Origin of the sequence: Parvibaculum sedimenti (assembly GCF_009184905.1) — a bacterium.
Classification (GTDB): domain Bacteria; phylum Pseudomonadota; class Alphaproteobacteria; order Parvibaculales; family Parvibaculaceae; genus Parvibaculum; species Parvibaculum sedimenti.
The window spans coordinates 340,162-356,849 of record NZ_WESC01000002.1; the positions used below are offsets into that span (position 1 = coordinate 340,162).

Sequence of the window (16,688 nt, forward strand, 5' to 3'; positions counted from 1 at the left end):
TCAGGCCGCCGCCCCGGTTTCTTCATTTCGCCACAAAAGGCCAACATGCTTTTTTTCATGAGAAACCTCGATCAAAGCCGCCGCGTCCGTCAGGCGATGCTTGTGACCGCTGCGCTGATCGGCATCGGCGCGTTGGTGCTCGCCCTTGCCTCTGCGAGCGTAGGCGTTGCCCATGCCGCAACGCCGGGCGCCGAGAAGGCGCGTAGCCTGACCGCCGAGGACAAGGCCGATATCGAACAGGTGAACGCCTATCTGAACGGCCTCACCGACCTTCAGGGCAATTTTCTGCAGGTCGGGCCGGACGGTTCGCTGGCCGAGGGCAAATTCTATCTCCGCCGTCCCGGCAGGCTGCGCTTCGAATATCTGCCGCCGCAAAAAACCCTCGTGGTCGCGGACGGTACCTGGGTTGCGGTGAAGGACGGCTTTTCCGCCGCCCAGCGCTATCCCATCGGCTCGACCCCGCTCAGCATCATTCTGGCTAACAAAATCGACCTCAATGACAAGGTCCGTGTGCTCGGCGTCGAACGCCAGCCCGGTGTGCTGCGTGTGACCCTGCAGGACAAGAGCGGCGACGCCCCCGGCAGCCTCACCCTCGTCTTCGACCAGCCCAGGCTCCAGCTTCGCCAATGGATGGTGACCGACGCACAAGGGCTCCAGACGACGGTGGCGCTGCGCAACACGCGTTCAGGCGTCCGCGCCGACAATGCGCTCTTCGTGCTTCAGGACGAGCAGCGCCCGGGCGCTGGAAAGCCGAAATAAGGCCGCTCATCGTCAACTGTTTCGCTGCGCTGCCTTGACCATCCCCCCGGGGCCCGTGTTAGCTCTTAAAAGCATGACCCGAAACCTTTCGAGACGGCCGATCGTCGGTATTCCTTGCGACGTCAAGTTGCTGGGGGTCCACCCCTTTCACGCGGTGGGCGAGAAGTATATCGCCGCGGTCGAAGACAGCGCCGGGACGAAGCCCATCCTGCTTCCCGTGCCGCGCCTCTCCGAAGGCACTTTCGACCTCGAGACCGAGATCGAGGAAATCTTCGCCATCTGCGACGGCATTTTCCTCACCGGTTCGCACTCTAACGTCCATCCGAAGAATTACGGCGGCACAGCACCCCGCGAAGGCGTGCTGCTCGACGAACAGCGCGATGCGCTGACGCTTGGCCTCATCCGCGCCTGCGTCGAGCGCGGCGTGCCGCTTTTCTGCATCTGTCGCGGCTTTCAGGAAATGAATGTTGCCTTCGGCGGCACGCTGCACCAGCACATTCACGAGATGCCGGGCGAGCCGGGCTTCGCGCCCCGCCTCGACCATCGCGAGAACAAGGAAGACCCGCTCGACAAGCAATATGGCCCGGCCCATGAGGTGAACCTCATCGAAGGCGGCATCTTCGAGAAAATACTGGGCACCCGGAAAATCGACGTGAACTCGCTTCATGGACAGGGCGTGGCGCAACTGAGCCCCCGCCTCGTCGCCGAGGGCCGCGCGCCTGACGGCACGGTGGAAGCGATGAGCGTCAGGGATGCGAAGGGCTTCGCGCTCGGCGTCCAGTGGCATCCCGAGTGGAAATATTGGGAAAATCCGGTTTCGCAAAAGCTTTTCGGAGCTTTCGGCGATGCGGTGCGGTCGGCAATGGCGCCATCCGCTAGGGAACGGCAACAAGCGTAAGCTTCAACAGGAAAGTGAATGGTGCCCCATGGCGACGGGCAATGAGACGGTGAAGAGCAAGGACGATCTGGTGAAGTGGTTGAAAGACCACCGCATCACCGAAGTCGAAGTGATGGTGTCGGACATGGCCGGCATCGCGCGCGGCAAGATCCTCCCGACGAAGAAATTCATTTCAGGCCTTACCGAGCGCACGCTGCGCCTGCCGGAGTCGATCTTCGGCCAGACGGTGACGGGCGATTTCATCGACAGCGACGCGCTTTCCGACACCGAGCCGGACATCATTCTCGATCCCGATCCGCAGACCGTCCGGGTCGTTCCCTGGTATGACGAACCGACCGCCCAGATCATCTGCGACGCCAATTACCGCGACGGAACGCATGTGCCCATCGCGCCGCGCAACGTGCTGAAGCGCGTGCTCGCGCTTTACGAGGCGAAGGGCTGGCAGCCCGTCGTCGCGCCGGAGATCGAGTTCTTCCTCGCAGCCAAGAACATCGACCCCGACTATCCGCTGGAGCCGCCTGTCGGGACGAATGGCCGCAAGGAAACCGCGCGCCAGTCCTATGGCATCGACGCGGTGAACGAGTTCGATCCGATCTTCGAGGACATGTACGATTTCTGCGAAGCGCAGGATCTCGACATCGACACGCTGATCCATGAATCGGGCGCGGCCCAGGTCGAGATCAATTTCGATCATGGCGATCCGCTCGAAATCGCCGATCAGGCCTTCCTCTTCAAGCGCACCATGCGCCAGGCGGCGATGAAGCACGGCGTCTATGCGACCTTCATGGCCAAGCCCTATGAGGGCGAGCCCGGAAGCGCCATGCATATCCACCAGTCGATCGTCGATGTGAACACGGGCGAGAACCTCTTCTCGACCAGGCAGGGCCGCGACACGAAGCTTTTCCTGTCCTACATCGCCGGATTGCAGAAGCACCTGCCCAGCGCCATGGCCCTCATCGCGCCCAACGTCAACTCCTACCGCCGCATCGTCCGCGACCTCGCCGCCCCCATCAACACGCATTGGGGCCACGAGAACCGCACGGTAGGCCTGCGCGTACCGGAAGCCAAGCGCGCCGCCCGCCGCGTCGAAAACCGCGTACCGGGCGCCGACTGCAATCCCTATCTCGCCATCGCCGCCTCGCTCGCCTGCGGCTATATCGGGATGGTCAACGGACTGGTGCCGACCAAGGAGATGAAGGGCAACGCCTACGAGTCGAAGCGCTACGCCCTGCCGCGCCATCTTCTCGACGCGCTCGACAATCTGCGCTCGTCATCCGACCTCAAGGAAATCCTCGGCCATGATTTCGTGACGGTCTATCTCGACGTCAAATACACCGAGCACGAAGCCTATCAGCAGGTGATCTCCGCCTGGGAGCGGGAGCATTTGCTGCTGAACGTGTGAGGGCTCCATACTAGTCATGCGCGGGCGTGAGCCGCGCATGACGACCCTGGGGAGAGACTCGCTTCCCCGCTCCAATTCTGTAGAATAAAAACATGTACCGCACGGGTTCACATAGCAGCCGTCGGCAGAAGCGCGATCTTCTGATCCTTTGCGCGCGCATCGGCTACAACCCGTAGAAGCGCTCCGGCGCGGAGGCAAAAGCCCGCGTCTCCTTCCGAAAACAGAAACACGGAACGACGGAGCATTCCCATGTCGCAGACCATTGCGAAATCAAACCAGACGAAGCGCTGGCAGGAGATGGATGCCGCGCATCATCTCCACCCTTTCACCACGCATCACCAGCTCGCCAAGACCGGCGCGCGCGTCATTACCCATGCCAAGGGCGTCTATCTCTACGATAGCGAAGGCCGCAAGCTCATCGACGGCATGGCGGGCCTCTGGTGCGTGCAGGTCGGCTATGGCCGCGAGGAACTGGCGGAAGCCGGCTACAAGGCGCTGAAGGAGCTGCCCTACTACAACGCCTTCTTCCAGACCACGAACCCCTACACGGCGGAACTGTCGCAGAAGCTTTCGGAAGTGACGCCCAAGGGCATCGACCGTTTCTTCTTCGCCAACTCAGGCTCTGAAGGAAACGACAGCGCGGTGAAGATCATCCGCTATTTCTGGAACCTTCAGAAAAAACCGAACAAGAAGATCTTCATTGCCCGCAAGAAGGCCTATCACGGCGTGACCATCGCGGCGGCATCGCTTTCCGGCCTCACGTCGATGCATCCGCAGGCCGACCTGCCCATGCCGGGCTTTGTCCATATCGACTGCCCCTATTGGTATGGCGAGGGCGGCGACATGAGCCCGGACGAGTTCGGCCTCAAGACGGCCCGCGCACTGGAAGAAAAGATCCTCGAACTCGGCGCTGACAATGTCGCGGCCTTCGTTGCGGAGCCCGTGCAGGGCGCCGGCGGCCTCATCATTCCGCCCGCGACCTATTGGGGCGAGATCAACCGCATCTGCAAAAAATACGACATCCTGCTCCATGTCGACGAAGTGATCTGCGGCTTCGGGCGCACGGGCAACTGGTTCGGCTCGCAGACCTACGGGATTGAGCCCGACATGATCAACATGGCGAAGGGCCTTTCTTCCGGCTACCAGCCGATCGCAGCTGTTGGTCTGGGTGGCCGCGTGGGCGACGTGATTTTCAACTCCGATGAGGAGTGGTCGCACGGCTTCACTTACTCCGGCCATCCCGTCGCCTGCGCCGTGGCGCTGGCCAATCTCGAGGTGATGCAGAAAGAGCATCTGGTCGAGAAGGCAGGCGGCTCGACAGGCGCCTATTTCCAGAAGAAGCTCGCCGAACTCGGCGACCATCCGCTGGTCGGCGAAACGCGCGGCGTTGGCCTGCTCGGCGCAATCGAACTCGTGAAGAACAAGGCGACGCGGGAAAAATATCCTTCGGAACTCGATGTCGGCTATCGCTGCCGCGTCCATTGCTTCGACAATGGCCTCGTCATGCGCGCCATCGGCGACACCATGGTTCTGAGCCCGCCGCTGGTCATTTCCGAGAGCGAGATCGACGAGATTTTCTACCTCGCCCGCAAATGCATCGATCTCATCGCCAGGGATCTCGGCGTCCTCTAGGCAGGGCGATAGCGATATTTTTTGTTGCGGCAATTTGGCGCATCTCACAGCCAAGTTGCCGCAAACCCCTGAAATCCTTGATGATTTGTCCCATTACGGGTTCGTTCGGCCGTCCCTGATGATTGGGTGGCCTCGCCATTGAACTCGCGAAGTCCGGGGCCTATATATTTCCACATGAGGGCGGAGCGACAAGCCCTGCCAGACGACCTGCCCCCCGCTCGTCTGGTGAGGTGCTCCAGCCCCAAGGCTCCGGATTCTTCCCCTCCCGGCGCCAAGCGCAGAAGAAGCGCGGTTGCGCCCCGTCATCCCCCTGACGGGGCGCAACGATTTCGCGAGCACCCCATATGAAAAATGCGAGAGCGCAAATTTCTCGCCGGGTGCTGTATAAGATCCACTCACATCGACGAACCAACGCGCGATCAGCGCTGACCCGCCAGGGCTTCCATGCAGGATGACGACGACGAGCCGCATATCACGCTGAGCGACGACGACCTCGACGCGCTCGAAGAGGAAGTGCCGCTGCTACGCGGCGTTCGCCTCTTCGCGGAGGAAGCGGCCCAGCTTCCCTGGTTCACTGCCCTTGGCGAACCGCTCGACCGGGAAGTGAAGCGGCTTGCCCGCGACTATCTCGACGGGCTCGGCTTTCCCGATGCGGAGCCTGCTCGCATCACGAGCTGGGAAGATGCAGCCGACGCCGCCGCCAATATGGATTTCGACACCGCACAGTGGGAAGCGGAAGAGCAGCTTCGTGCCGGCCTCGCCACCGATGCTCTCGAGGCCATTTCCGAGGAAGGTCTCTCCATCGCGCTGACCCATGTGACCGCAATTCTCGGCGGACGGCTCGGCGCCGCCGTGCGTGAAGCGGCCGCCTTTGCGGAGATCGGCGACGAGGCGCTGATGGATGCGGCTGCCGGGGCCGCCGTACAGGCCGCACACAATGCAGCGCTGGCGCTCATCGCAGGCGCGGAGGAAGATCATCCCTTCCGCAGCAAATTCGCGCTCTTCGCGCGTGGCCGCTGGCCCATCGGCGTCGCAGGCCTCACCCTCAATATATTCTGATACGCAACATCTTCTGAAAGCAGCCCGAACGTGAATTTCAAGCTCGCCACATGGAATATCAATTCCGTCCGCTTGCGGATCAATCTTGTCGAGAAGCTGCTCGCCGAGCAAAATCCGGATGTGCTTTGTCTTCAGGAAATCAAATGCATCAACGACGCCTTTCCGCTGAAGGATATCCGCAAGGCGGGCTATGAGCATGTCGCGATCAACGGGCAGAAGGGCTATCACGGCGTTGCCATCGTCAGCCGCATTCCCTTCAAGAAGGTCGAGACAAAGGAATTCTGCGGCAAGGGCGATGCGCGCCACGTCTCGGTCGAACTCGACGTGCCGGGCGGGTTGCAGCTCCACAATTTCTATGTACCCGCGGGCGGCGACGAGCCGGACCCGGAGATCAACGAGAAGTTCGCGCACAAGCTCGCCTTCATGCGCGAGATGACCGAGTGGTACGGCGGGATGAAGAAGAAGAGCGAGAACCGCATGGTTCTCGTCGGCGATCTCAATGTCGCGCCGCTCGAGCACGATGTCTGGTCGCACAAGCAGCTGCTCAAGGTCGTCAGCCACACGCCGATAGAAGTCGATCTGATGAACGAGGTCATCGCCTCCCATGACTGGGTGGATGTGATGCGGCGCTTCGTGCCGGAGACCGAGAAGCTCTATTCCTGGTGGAGCTACCGCGCCAAGGATTGGGCTGCCGCCGATCGGGGCCGCAGACTCGACCACATCTGGGTCACGCCCGCACTCAAGGACGCGCCGCAATCGATGCAGGTGTTGAGGGAAGCGAGGGGGTGGGAGCGGGCATCCGACCACGTGCCCGTGATCGCGACCATGAAGCTTTAAGCTGGGGGCCAGCTCGGGGGTAAAGCTTTCGGGCAGTCATGCCCGCTCCTGGGGCTCCTCCTAATGCAGCGGTTCGACGGATCGTCCGACTGTTCTTGATTAGGGTAGCTGCCCTACTCTAGGGTGTTGACCCTAGGGTTGCAAGAGCCCACCATTGCCCGGTCCCATACAAATTTGCGATCCTTGATTGAGGAATCGGGCAACGCCGGGCAAGGCGGAACCATAAAAAGCGCGAGAATCCGCCGACATGGCACCAAAGACCCCGGCCCCCAAGACCAAGGACCGAATCCTCGTCGCCAGCCTCCGCCTGTTCAATGAGAACGGCTACGACACGGTGACGACGGCGCGGATTGCGGAAGAGGTCGGCATTTCCGAGGGCAATCTCTGGTACCACTTTCGCACCAAGAAGGACCTCGTCCGGGCGCATCAATATTCGCTGATCCGCCGCATCGACACCCGGCTCGCGATCAAGTCGACGCCGGAAACCGTTCTCGACGCCTATGTGCTTTTCAACCGGATGGTCTTCGAGGAGGTCTGGGAATACCAGTTCCTCTATCGCGACCACGCCGAATATGGCCGCACCTCCCCCGAACTCGAAGGCAAGGTGAGCCGCGTCTATGAACAGACGACGGCCATGCTGGAGAAGATGTTCCGCCACATGATCGAGGCGGGCCACCTGTCGATGCCTGACGAGGAACTGGCGCCGCTTGCCGACAACGTGTGGATGGTGATCCGTTACTGGCCAAGTTTCCTGCGCGAGACGCGCAGCGTCGTGAAGCTCGACAAACAATCGCTTAACGCAGGTATCCGCCACCACTTCGCGCTTTTCGAAACGCATCTGACGGCGAAGGCGCGCGCCTATCTGGACACGCACGCCTATAACTGACGCAACCGCCCGTTATTCGGCGGGCTCTTCCTTGCGCTTCAGCGTCACGAATGTCGCCGTGGAACTGCCCGTCGCGAGCAGCGTTCCGTCTTCGGCAAGCAATTCGCCTTCGATGAAGCCGACCGATTTTCCGCGCTTGATGACGCGGCCACGGCCGATAATGCGGCCCGGACGAGCGGCATTGAGCATCGAGACCTTGAGTTCCAGCGTCGGGCTGATCTGACCCCATTCGAGGTCGAGCCCGACGGCGAGGCTCATCACATCGTCGAGCATGGCCGCGACCATGCCGCCCTGAATGCCGCCCCACATGTTGCAGAGTTCGGGTCCGGCATTGAAGGCGACTTCGACAGTGCGCGCCGTCTGATCGGCCGCGATGATTTCGAGGCCGAGATAGCGGCTGGCAGGCGCCATGCGCTTGAACACGGCCTGGATATTCGGCGGCCAGATCTTCGCCGTTTCGGCCTTGTTGTCTGCCGCTTCCTCCACCGTGCCGCTCATCCCGCTCTCCCGTCCGTCTTGTTTTTTTGATCCATGTCGCGGCTCAATCCCGCGATCTCCCGGCCCGCGGCCTCAAGGCGGCGGCTCAAGGCCCGCGCCACCGCGCCCGCCATTTCGGGGAATTCCTCCATCAACCGCTCGAAGACGGAACGGCTGATCCTGAGAGTCTGGAGATGCGTCGCCGCCTTGACCGTGGAGCGCCGCACACCCCCCTGAAAGAGGGCGGTTTCGCCGATGAGGTCGCCCCTGTCAAGGCGAAGGGCCCGCTTCTCCCCGCTCCGCGCCTCGGCCCCGACATGAGCGAGCATCACCGCCTCGCCTTCCACGATGAGATAGGCGTCCTCGGCCGGCTCGCCCGCCTCGAAAAGCGTCTGGCCGGGCTCGAATTCGGGCTGCTCGGCGGTAAAGGCCAGAACCTCAAGGCGGACCGGATCGAGATCCGCGAAGAGGTCGTGCCGCTGCAGCAGCGCTATGATTATCTTGAGGCTCATGGCGAAAGCATAGCGAATGGCGCGGCTTCGCGGAACAGCGGCCGCGATTGCCCCCTGCCCGTCCCGCCTTTAATAAGGACGAACAAAGGAGCCCAACCATGACCGACAAAGGCGCGATCGCCTGGGACTACCCCACCCCCTTCATCCATGAGGTGACAGTCGAGCCCCAGCATATCGATGATTTTCAGCATACGAACAATGTCGTCTACCTGACCTGGATGGCAAAAACCGCATGGGAGCATTCCAAGGCGCTCGGCCTCGATTTCGCGGCCTATGCGAGGCTCAATCGCGGCATGGTCGTGCGGCGCCACGAACTGGAATATCTCGCGCCGAGCCATGCGGGCGACAAGGTGCTCATCGCGACATGGATTACGGGCAATGATGGCAGGCTGCGGCTCCGCCGCCGCTTTCAGATGGTGAAGGCTTCGAGCGGCGCAACGCTGCTGCGCGGCCTTTCCGATTTCGTCTGCATCAATATCGAGACCGGCAAGGCAACCCGTATGCCGGACGAATTCACCAAAACATACAGGCTCACCGCTTCGGTCGACGGAGACAATTGAGAGCTTCGACGCTGCGTCGAAATGCCCCCTTTCGATAAAACCGCCATTGCGGCACAGGAGAGCCTTCCAGTCCTCTTGCGTATCGAAGGCCCCATGATCGACCGCATCGACACCGCCACCCTCTTTTTCACCAATGTCCTGCTCGCCGTTCTGGTCGCGACCGCGATCTGGGGCGCGACTGCCCTCCTGATGGCGGCGTTGATCGGCGTGCCGATCATGCTCGGCACGATCGTCCGCATCTCGATGACGGCGAAAGCCTGACGCCGCTCAGCTCGCAAGCACGGCCGCCTGCGCGGGATCGAGATATTCCTCCAGCCGCGTAATGCGCCCGTCCTTCACCATAACGATGAGACAAGCCGGCATGGCGAAATCCTCGCCGCTCGGTCGCTTGCCACGCAGCACATGCTGCTGCAGATAGCCGCCGGGAATGACGACGCGGCGCAGAATGTCGTATCTGCGCTGCGGCAACACCCGCGCCATCCAGCCCAGCACCTTCAGGTTCTGGTCGACCGTCTGGTTTACCTGATCGAAGTTGTGCCAGATCACGGCATCCGGCGCGTAGCAGGCGGACTTCAGCGTTTCGATGTCGCCCGCCTCGATCGCAGCCACGAAACGCTCCGCCAGCGCGAGAGTTTCCGCTTCCGTCATTTCCCCTCCCCTTCATTCTGCCGCGCGCATCAGGGCACGAGGCGATAGCCTCCCGCCTCTGTCACGAGAATCTCGGCATTCGACGGATCCTTTTCGATCTTCTGACGAAGCCTGTAGATATGCGTTTCGAGCGTATGCGTCGTCACGCCTGAATTGTAGCCCCAAACCTCCGTAAGCAGAACATCTCGCCCGACGACCTTCTGCCCGGCGCGATAGAGATATTTGAGGATATTCGTCTCCTTCTCAGTGAGGCGTATCTTCTTGTCCACCGCATCGACCAGAAGCTTCGCGCTCGGCCGGAAGGAATAGGGACCGATCTTGAAGACTGCGTCCTCGCTCTGCTCGTGGCTGCGTAGATGAGCGCGAATGCGCGCGAGCAACACGCCGAAACGAAAAGGCTTCGTCACATAATCATTGGCGCCCGCGTCGAGGCCGAGAATGGCATCGGCATCCGTATCGGCGCCGGTGAGCATGATGATCGGCGCCTTGATGCCGTCGCGCCGCATCAATCGGCAGGCTTCACGCCCGTCCATGTCGGGCAGACCCACATCGAGCAGCACGAGATCGACATGCGCATGACGCACATGGTCGAGGCCGGCGGCGGCCGTCGGCGCCGCCGCCACTTCGAATTCCTCATGCAGTTGCAACTGCTCTATCAGCGAGCCGCGCAGCGCCTCGTCGTCATCGACAATCAGGAGTTTCTTGACACTCATCGGATCAGAGCGTGTAGCCGAAATATTTGATGTGCTTTTCCAGAATGGGCAGCACAGGTTCGAGATGCTTCTGGTAACGACGCCAACGGTCCGTTGCGCTGGAATAGAGCGGCTGCGTCACCTGCGCATAGGACGGTGTGCGGATGGTGCCGCGCGCCAGGGCATGAGCCGCAGGATTGGCCTGTGCATCGTTCCAGGGTAACCCGAGGAAGTCGATCACGGGTTCCACTTCGCCACGCAGATCGCGGATCAGGTTTTCGTAGCGCACCTCGACGACATTGAGCGATAGAAGCGCGCGATATTGCTGCCACAGGGTCATGACGCGGTCATAGAGACGCGCCGCATCATCGAGATTCAGGAAATTCGCCATTGACGAATTGAGCTGAAAGTTTTGCATGAAGCAGGAGAATACGCTGTCCGCAGGATGACGAAGCGCAAGAATGATCTTTGCTTCAGGGAAGACGCGCGCAATGAGTCCGGCGTTGATGATGCTGAGCGGCAGCTTGTCGATGACGAGCTTGCCCGCGAGATCGGCATCTTCGCTCTCAAGCGCCTTCCAGTAAATGGCGCGGAGTTCCCGTCGCTGATCCTCGGTCAGGGTTCCGAGCGCATGAGGATGCCCACCATCGAATTCTGCCAGGGCGTCGCGAACAATACGCAGGCAGGGTTTTTCTTCCAGCACCTGAATATCCGGATGGGCGTCGCAAATCTGGTCGAGAAGAGTCGTTCCGGATCGCGGGAACCCGACGATAAAGGTTGGCGCTGCTCGATGTCCCGCCTCGACACTTAAAGCAGGAAGCGATTGCCACGCTTTGAAGTTCTCTGCCGTAGCATAGGAAATCAGGCCTTCGACGAAATCCAGATACTCGTTTTTGTCGATCCTTGTCGCCTTGGCCTCCTCCAGCGCGATTTCGTTCATCCGGCCAAAATGCTCGAAGGCGGCGTCGAAATCGCCAAGCTTGTCGCACAGTTGCGCAAGCTCTTCCTCGACGCTGCGCCGGTGCTCGAACGGCAGATTATCCGTTCCGACAACCTCCAGCCTCCTGCGCATCTCGGCGAGCAAGGCCTTGTCGTTTGGATGACGCCGACGCTCAACCCTGGCCAGAATGCGCGTCGCCTCGCCATTCCCGGGCTCAAGTGCCAACGCCTTTTCGACATTGACGATCGCGCTGTCGAACTCGGAAAGCCGTTCATGCAGATCAGCGGCGATAATGAAAAAGATCGCCGGCGGCGAGGGGATGAGCTCAATTGCACGCATGCAATAGGCGAGGGATTCTCTGTAGAGACCGAGCTGCATGCCCATTTGCGACGCGCTGACATAGCCGATCGGCAGATCAGGCTTGAGCTCGATGAACTTATCGAAGTCCAGGCGCGCATCCTTGAGCTCGTCCGAGTATTTCCTGGCGTTGCCGCGATTGAGATAGGCGGATGCGCAATTGCTGTCGAGGGCAAGCGCTCTGTCATAGCTTTCCATAGCCTCGCCGAACTTACCTTGATCGCGCAGCGCATTGCCCAAATTGACGAGCATATCGGTTGACGGGGCGGGGACGGCGTTGATCGCCATGCGGATGAGCTTCTCCGCCTCCACCAATTTTCCAGTCTCAAGCGCAAGCAGCCCCGTCAGATGCAGAGCATCGGGATTATTCGGCAGCACACTGAGTATTTTCTCGAGGATCTGCGAGGCCTCACGGAAGCGCCGCGCCGAATAATGCGCGGCTGCCGCCTGCAGCGCGCCGACGACCTCAGCCTGCGAGGGCATGGGCGGCCTCATCCGCAGCCCCATGCCCTGCCCTTGTCCGAGGCCGGGCACCTGCACGGTCGCACCAGTGCCGTAGGCCGAGGGTGGCAAGCCGACGGTGGGACGGGCGGCGAAACCGGGCCGCGGGGGCATGAAGCCGGGGTTCTTGCCCGGCTTCGGGGGACGCTTGCTCATGTGACTCGTGATCCTTCGATAGGGCGGCGCCGGGAGTTTGCCATACTGCGGTGCAGCGACCAAACATGCGATGCGCCGGACGAACCAACCCGGCAAGCTCTGCCCACCGGCACGAAAGAGCAAATGGGCCACCTCCTAAACCATTGTTATCAAATATGTTTTGTCTGGCCCGGGGCTTGCTCTAAGGAGAGCGGCGCGTTTGCGCCGGTTTGGGAGAGACCCTGGGGCTCTGATGACGGATTTCACTTCGATCGCGGCGCATCCCGTGCAGGGCAAGCACAACATGGCCTCCGACGCCTTCGACGCGTTGAAGGCATCCCGCGCGCAGACCAGTACCCAAAAGACCAGCGGACTCACCTTCGGCGATGTGCTCGACACGCTGAACCCCCTTCAGCACATCCCCGTCGTTTCGAGCATCTATCGCGAACTGACGGGCGACACGATCAGCCCCGGCGCCCGTGTCGCGGGCGGAGCGCTTTATGGCGGCCCCATCGGCCTCGTCGCCTCGGTCTTCGATGCGGCGGTCGAGGCGGTGAGCGGGTCCGACCTGGGCGAACATGCGATCGCAACCCTGACCGGCGACAAGGGGGCAGAGCCGAAGACGGTCGCCTCGGCTGCACCGGTACCAGAGACCGTGCCCACGCGGGTCGCCCGGGCCGAACCGCAGCCAGCGCAACCCGTCAAGCTCGCGGAGGTGACCACCTCCGTTCCCAAGCCCATGCCACAGCTGAGCCCCGATGCCTTCAACGCGTTGCTGAACTCCTTTGCGGATCCGAAGGCCGCGAAGGCGGCAAATCCGGAGCTTGCCGCCGCGGCTGAACCTGCTGCCAGGAATGCGACGGCGAAGACAGAGGACCCACCTCACAAGCCCGCCGATCTTTCGGGCGCCATCGCAAGCGGCCTCGATCAGCTCGATGCACTGAAACATGCGCAGCCCGACATTCCGCTGGCCGCATCTTTCGCCGGACCGGAAGCAAGCGGACTCTGACGGCGTGGCGCGGTTGGCGATACGGCTGACGGCGCAGTAAACTTGCGCCCATGAATATTCATGTCACTGCGCTGCCCGGACGGCAGCAAGGCGTGCTGCGCTTCGGCGGCGAAGACTTTCCCTGCGCCCTCGGCCGCTCCGGTATCGTCACCGACAAGCGCGAAGGCGATGGTGGAACGCCCGTGGGCAGCTTTGCCCTGCGCGAGCTTTTCTTCAGACCGGACCGATTGGCGAAACCTGCGACGATACTTGCCTCGAAACCCATCGCGGCGGATGACGGCTGGTGCGACGCATCGGGCGACGTTGCCTATAACCGGCCGGTGAAGCTCCCCTATCCCGCTAGCGCCGAAACGCTTTGGCGGGAAGACCACCTCTACGATCTCATCGTGCCACTCGGCTACAATGACGATCCGGTGAGGCCCGGCGCAGGCAGCGCCATTTTCTTTCATCTCGCGAAGGAAGACGGGAGCGGTCTCGCTGCGACGGAGGGATGCGTCGCGCTGCGCCTTGCGGATATGCTGCATGTCCTCGCGCATGTCACGCCGGAAACGCGCATGATCGTCGAGCTTGCCTCAGCCGCGTGATCCGAAAAGCGCGCTGCCCACCCGGACATGCGTCGCGCCGAAGGTGATTGCCGTTTCAAAATCGGCGCTCATGCCCATGGAGAGTTTCGTGAGCCCGTTGCGCCGCGCCATCTTGTCGAGCAGCGCGAAATGAAGCGCGGGCTCCTCATCGACCGGCGGAATGCACATCAGCCCCTCGATCTCGAGCCCGTGAACCTCGCGGCACCGCGCAACGAAATCGTCAACCTCGGCAGGAAGAATGCCGGCCTTCTGCGGCTCCTCGCCCGTATTCACCTGAATGAAGAGCCGCGGCATTGCGGCGCCCTTGTCGCGCTCCTTGACCAGCGCCTCGGCAAGACGGTCACGGTCGAGCGTATGGAAGACATCAAAAAGCGCGAGTGCTTCCTTGAGCTTGTTGGTCTGCAGGGGGCCGATCAGATGAAGTTCGATCCCCGGCGTCGTGGCCTTGAGCACGGGCCACTTGGCGGCCGCTTCCTGCACCCGGTTTTCGCCGAAGACGCGTTGGCCGGCCGCGATGAGCGGCTCGATGTCGGCGGCTTCGAAGGTTTTGGAAACGGCGACCAGCGTCACCTCGTCGGGCGAACGGCCTGCCTCGCGCGCGGCCTTGCCGATCCGCGCCCTGATGGCGGCAAGGCGGCCTGCGGGCGTCTCGCCCGGCTCCGCGCTCTGATGTAGGCTTGGCCCGGCCATGGATGTGTCTCGCTCATGAAATCGGACCCGAAGCTAGTGCCGCGCCCCAAGCCTGGCAAGCGCAAGCTGCCAACCCTGATCCTGATGACCGACGCAATCCGGGCGCCCGATCCGGCCGAGGCGCTGGCATGCGCCCCCAAAGGTGCCGCCGTGATTTACCGCGCCTATGGCCTGTCGCCGATATATGCCGATCTCGTGCGGCTCGGGCGGATGGCGCGGCGCAAGGGCGTGCGCCTGCTCATCGCCGGCAATCTTCAAGCGGTGGCCGATGGCGCGCATTTTCCGGAATACATTATCCGTCAGTCTACAGAACGTCGGTTTGCAGGAAGGGCCAGGCCCGGTTTCCTCGTCACTGCGGCGGCACATTCCGAACGCGCGGTGATAGCGGCGGCGCGGGCGGGCGCAGACGCGGTTCTTATCTCGCCGGTCTTCGCGACGCGGAGCCATCCGGGAGCAAAGCCGCTTGGACCCGTGCGTTTCGCGCGGCTCGCGGTCATGGCTCATGTGCGCGGCCTCGCCGTCTACGCGCTGGGCGGCATGACGACCGACGACGCGCGGCGAAGGCTGTCCGGCACTTGTATGACGGGCATTGCCGGCATCGGCCTTGCGCCAAAACAAAAAGAGCGGGCCTGAGCCCGCTCTTTCCGTATTCGTTTGCCGAACTGAAATCAGAAGGCGATCGCGAGGACCAGACCGACCGACTTCGAGTCGTAGTCGTAACCAGCGACTTCAAACTTGGTGGACTGAAGATCGAGACCGAGGTCAACACCGGAACCGAGGTTGTAACCGCCGCCGACCTGCCAGTTCTTGGACTTCATATCGACGATATTGACGTTCTGGTCCGTGTCGAGATAGGCAACGCCGACCGTCCACGGGCCCGTCGCATATTTCAGACCCGCCGTCCAGGTCGTATCGTCGAAGCCAAGCTGGGAAGGCACCGCGCCCCAGCTGCCGTAAATGTCTTCGCTGCGGTAATAGGCGCCACCAAGGGTGAAACCGGAATAGCCGAGGTTGAGGCCGAGGCCCCACTCCTTGGGATCGCCCTGATCGCCGGCGAGATAGTCGCCCGAACCCTTCGTATAGAAGACGTCGGCGCCAACATCGACGCCGCCGAACGTACCGGCGTAGTTGAGCGCGGCTTCAAAAACGTTGCTGACGCCCTGATCCTTCGGCGCGAGCAGCAGACCGTTCTCGCTCGGCCCGAGAGCCAGATTCGATGACATGCCAGACGCGACAGCCACGGTCGGCGTGAAGGACAGACCAAGCTGGAATCCGGAGAACCGCGGCGTGAAATAGGTGACCTTGTTCGAGTCCGTCGCCAGCAGCGAGAAGGTCGAATGGCGCACCAGCATGATCGGCACATTCAGAATGTTGGGCGAGTCGACGCCGTTGCCCGGCACGAACCAGGGCGAGGTGTAGTGCATCTTGTAGGCGGCGCCATCAGTGCCACCGATTTCGAACTTGCCGAAATCGCCTTCGAGATAGGCGAAGAGCTGGCGGAAGGAAGCGCCCGAATTGCCCTGACCCAAAGCGTCTGCGATGGACCAGTCATGGCCCAGCTGAAGCTTCGCGTCGACACCGGCCACAAGGCCATTGTCCAGCGTGCCCTCGGCCTTGATGTCGATGTTGCGGGCAACGAGGGGAACCTTCGTGTCCTGAAAGGACGTGCCAGCGATGCTGTCGGCGTCGACGGCATAAAAACCCGTGACGATATTACCGCCGATCGTCACCTTCAGCGGATCGCTTGCGTGCGCCGGCGCGGAAAGAGCTACGGCTGCAATCAGCGCGGTCGTTCCAAGAAGCGTCTTTTTCATTATTTCCCCCTGAGGATCGGTTCAAATCATCTGGCGAGGCGAGGCGGCCCCGAACTTGCCATGTTGCCTATCTTTTAACCCATTATTCACGAGGGCCGCCAACGGATAGAACCGCTCCGGCTCGAAAATGCGGCGGCTGTTGCCCCCGCGCCACCGAATTCGCGCAGAGCTATACCGGGGACGGAAGATTCGGGAAAATTAAGCCAATAGCGTGGAGGCGGTGACGTGCCACTGAGATTTTCCTCCAGAAGGATTTAGAGTCCGGCCCTATGGAAGGGAGACGGACGATGAAGAGG

General features: G+C 61.8%; 19 protein-coding genes. 12 read left to right on the forward strand and 7 right to left on the reverse strand.

Annotated elements, in window-relative coordinates:
* The first annotated feature begins 45 nt into the window (after positions 1-45).
* The 7 genes from F2P47_RS03465 (at position 46) to F2P47_RS03495 (ending at position 7,473) form a co-directional block, all read left to right on the forward strand.
* A complete protein-coding gene (locus tag F2P47_RS03465; protein WP_185680925.1) occupies positions 46-759 on the forward strand; it encodes a LolA family protein in 714 nt (237 codons plus the stop codon).
* A gap of 73 nt (positions 760-832) precedes the next feature.
* Positions 833-1,657: a gamma-glutamyl-gamma-aminobutyrate hydrolase family protein gene (locus tag F2P47_RS03470; RefSeq protein WP_152214756.1), complete on the forward strand. Its 825-nt coding sequence runs from the start codon at positions 833-835 to the stop codon at positions 1,655-1,657.
* A gap of 28 nt (positions 1,658-1,685) precedes the next feature.
* Positions 1,686-3,059: a glutamine synthetase family protein gene (locus F2P47_RS03475; protein WP_152214757.1), complete on the forward strand. Its 1,374-nt coding sequence runs from the start codon at positions 1,686-1,688 to the stop codon at positions 3,057-3,059.
* A 249-nt stretch (positions 3,060-3,308) separates the two neighbouring features.
* Entirely contained in the window at positions 3,309-4,691 is a 1,383-nt protein-coding gene (locus F2P47_RS03480; protein ID WP_152214758.1) for an aspartate aminotransferase family protein, read from the forward strand.
* Positions 4,692-5,135: 444 nt separating this feature from the next.
* Entirely contained in the window at positions 5,136-5,750 is a 615-nt protein-coding gene (locus F2P47_RS03485) for a hypothetical protein (RefSeq protein WP_152214759.1), read from the forward strand.
* Positions 5,751-5,780: 30 nt separating this feature from the next.
* Positions 5,781-6,587, forward strand: a complete 807-nt coding sequence (xth, locus tag F2P47_RS03490) for an exodeoxyribonuclease III (protein ID WP_152214760.1) — start codon at positions 5,781-5,783, stop codon at positions 6,585-6,587.
* Between the two features lie 247 nt (positions 6,588-6,834).
* The gene (locus F2P47_RS03495; RefSeq protein WP_152214761.1) at positions 6,835-7,473 is read left to right on the forward strand and encodes a TetR/AcrR family transcriptional regulator; all 639 of its coding nucleotides are present in this window, start codon (positions 6,835-6,837) and stop codon (positions 7,471-7,473) included.
* Positions 7,474-7,485: 12 nt separating this feature from the next.
* Here F2P47_RS03495 and F2P47_RS03500 read toward each other — a convergent pair whose 3' ends face one another.
* Both F2P47_RS03500 and F2P47_RS03505 read right to left on the reverse strand, forming a co-directional pair.
* Positions 7,486-7,971, reverse strand: a complete 486-nt coding sequence (locus F2P47_RS03500) for a PaaI family thioesterase (RefSeq protein WP_152214762.1) — start codon at positions 7,969-7,971, stop codon at positions 7,486-7,488.
* Positions 7,968-8,462: a cyclic nucleotide-binding domain-containing protein gene (locus F2P47_RS03505; RefSeq protein WP_152214763.1), complete on the reverse strand. Its 495-nt coding sequence runs from the start codon at positions 8,460-8,462 to the stop codon at positions 7,968-7,970. Before F2P47_RS03505 ends, F2P47_RS03500 begins: the two co-directional genes overlap by 4 nt.
* Before the next feature lie 98 nt (positions 8,463-8,560).
* On the opposite strand from F2P47_RS03505, the gene F2P47_RS03510 reads away from it, so the two are divergent.
* Both F2P47_RS03510 and F2P47_RS17590 read left to right on the forward strand, forming a co-directional pair.
* A complete protein-coding gene (locus F2P47_RS03510) occupies positions 8,561-9,022 on the forward strand; it encodes an acyl-CoA thioesterase (RefSeq protein ID WP_152214764.1) in 462 nt (153 codons plus the stop codon).
* Positions 9,023-9,115: 93 nt separating this feature from the next.
* Positions 9,116-9,283, forward strand: a complete 168-nt coding sequence (locus F2P47_RS17590; protein WP_185680926.1) for a hypothetical protein — start codon at positions 9,116-9,118, stop codon at positions 9,281-9,283.
* 6 nt (positions 9,284-9,289) lie between these two features.
* Here the strand turns inward: F2P47_RS17590 and F2P47_RS03515 are convergent, their stop codons facing one another.
* The 3 genes from F2P47_RS03515 to F2P47_RS03525 are packed head-to-tail and all read right to left on the reverse strand — an operon-like array spanning position 9,290 to position 12,316.
* On the reverse strand, positions 9,290-9,670 hold the full coding sequence (locus F2P47_RS03515) for a nuclear transport factor 2 family protein (protein ID WP_152214765.1): 381 nt from the start codon (positions 9,668-9,670) through the stop codon (positions 9,290-9,292).
* A 29-nt stretch (positions 9,671-9,699) separates the two neighbouring features.
* Entirely contained in the window at positions 9,700-10,383 is a 684-nt protein-coding gene (locus F2P47_RS03520) for a response regulator transcription factor (RefSeq protein ID WP_152214766.1), read from the reverse strand.
* 4 nt (positions 10,384-10,387) lie between these two features.
* Complete coding sequence (locus F2P47_RS03525; protein WP_152214767.1) at positions 10,388-12,316, reverse strand: tetratricopeptide repeat-containing sulfotransferase family protein; 1,929 nt, start codon at positions 12,314-12,316, stop codon at positions 10,388-10,390.
* 232 nt (positions 12,317-12,548) lie between these two features.
* On the opposite strand from F2P47_RS03525, the gene F2P47_RS03530 reads away from it, so the two are divergent.
* Together F2P47_RS03530 and F2P47_RS03535 are read left to right on the forward strand one after the other, a co-directional pair.
* Positions 12,549-13,304 carry a hypothetical protein gene (locus F2P47_RS03530; RefSeq protein ID WP_152214768.1) on the forward strand — a complete coding sequence of 252 codons (756 nt, stop codon included), beginning with the start codon at positions 12,549-12,551 and terminating at the stop codon, positions 13,302-13,304.
* A gap of 50 nt (positions 13,305-13,354) precedes the next feature.
* Positions 13,355-13,888, forward strand: coding sequence for a L,D-transpeptidase family protein (locus F2P47_RS03535; RefSeq protein WP_152214769.1), 534 nt, complete (start codon positions 13,355-13,357; stop codon positions 13,886-13,888).
* Here the strand turns inward: F2P47_RS03535 and F2P47_RS03540 are convergent.
* Complete coding sequence (locus tag F2P47_RS03540; RefSeq protein ID WP_152214770.1) at positions 13,877-14,578, reverse strand: YggS family pyridoxal phosphate-dependent enzyme; 702 nt, start codon at positions 14,576-14,578, stop codon at positions 13,877-13,879. The genes F2P47_RS03535 and F2P47_RS03540 overlap by 12 nt on opposite strands.
* Before the next feature lie 15 nt (positions 14,579-14,593).
* Between F2P47_RS03540 and F2P47_RS03545 the strand changes: the two genes are divergently transcribed.
* Entirely contained in the window at positions 14,594-15,211 is a 618-nt protein-coding gene (locus tag F2P47_RS03545; protein ID WP_152214771.1) for a thiamine phosphate synthase, read from the forward strand.
* 35 nt (positions 15,212-15,246) lie between these two features.
* Here the strand turns inward: F2P47_RS03545 and F2P47_RS03550 are convergent, their stop codons facing one another.
* Positions 15,247-16,392 carry a porin gene (locus F2P47_RS03550; protein ID WP_152214772.1) on the reverse strand — a complete coding sequence of 382 codons (1,146 nt, stop codon included), beginning with the start codon at positions 16,390-16,392 and terminating at the stop codon, positions 15,247-15,249.
* Positions 16,393-16,688: the final 296 nt, after the last annotated feature.

Coding starts and splice junctions, on each gene's coding strand:
- F2P47_RS03485 (WP_152214759.1), top strand. CDS start 5,136: ATGCAGGATGACGACGACGAGCCGCATATCACGCTGAGCGACGACGAC.
- F2P47_RS03500 (WP_152214762.1), bottom strand. CDS start 7,971: ATGAGCGGCACGGTGGAGGAAGCGGCAGACAACAAGGCCGAAACGGCG.
- F2P47_RS03545 (WP_152214771.1), top strand. CDS start 14,594: ATGAAATCGGACCCGAAGCTAGTGCCGCGCCCCAAGCCTGGCAAGCGC.
- F2P47_RS03530 (WP_152214768.1), top strand. CDS start 12,549: ATGACGGATTTCACTTCGATCGCGGCGCATCCCGTGCAGGGCAAGCAC.
- F2P47_RS03470 (WP_152214756.1), top strand. CDS start 833: ATGACCCGAAACCTTTCGAGACGGCCGATCGTCGGTATTCCTTGCGAC.
- F2P47_RS03520 (WP_152214766.1), bottom strand. CDS start 10,383: ATGAGTGTCAAGAAACTCCTGATTGTCGATGACGACGAGGCGCTGCGC.
- F2P47_RS03550 (WP_152214772.1), bottom strand. CDS start 16,392: ATGAAAAAGACGCTTCTTGGAACGACCGCGCTGATTGCAGCCGTAGCT.
- F2P47_RS03495 (WP_152214761.1), top strand. CDS start 6,835: ATGGCACCAAAGACCCCGGCCCCCAAGACCAAGGACCGAATCCTCGTC.
- F2P47_RS03535 (WP_152214769.1), top strand. CDS start 13,355: ATGAATATTCATGTCACTGCGCTGCCCGGACGGCAGCAAGGCGTGCTG.
- F2P47_RS03540 (WP_152214770.1), bottom strand. CDS start 14,578: ATGGCCGGGCCAAGCCTACATCAGAGCGCGGAGCCGGGCGAGACGCCC.
- F2P47_RS03465 (WP_185680925.1), top strand. CDS start 46: ATGCTTTTTTTCATGAGAAACCTCGATCAAAGCCGCCGCGTCCGTCAG.
- F2P47_RS03505 (WP_152214763.1), bottom strand. CDS start 8,462: ATGAGCCTCAAGATAATCATAGCGCTGCTGCAGCGGCACGACCTCTTC.
- F2P47_RS17590 (WP_185680926.1), top strand. CDS start 9,116: ATGATCGACCGCATCGACACCGCCACCCTCTTTTTCACCAATGTCCTG.
- F2P47_RS03515 (WP_152214765.1), bottom strand. CDS start 9,670: ATGACGGAAGCGGAAACTCTCGCGCTGGCGGAGCGTTTCGTGGCTGCG.
- F2P47_RS03475 (WP_152214757.1), top strand. CDS start 1,686: ATGGCGACGGGCAATGAGACGGTGAAGAGCAAGGACGATCTGGTGAAG.
- F2P47_RS03480 (WP_152214758.1), top strand. CDS start 3,309: ATGTCGCAGACCATTGCGAAATCAAACCAGACGAAGCGCTGGCAGGAG.
- F2P47_RS03525 (WP_152214767.1), bottom strand. CDS start 12,316: ATGAGCAAGCGTCCCCCGAAGCCGGGCAAGAACCCCGGCTTCATGCCC.
- F2P47_RS03510 (WP_152214764.1), top strand. CDS start 8,561: ATGACCGACAAAGGCGCGATCGCCTGGGACTACCCCACCCCCTTCATC.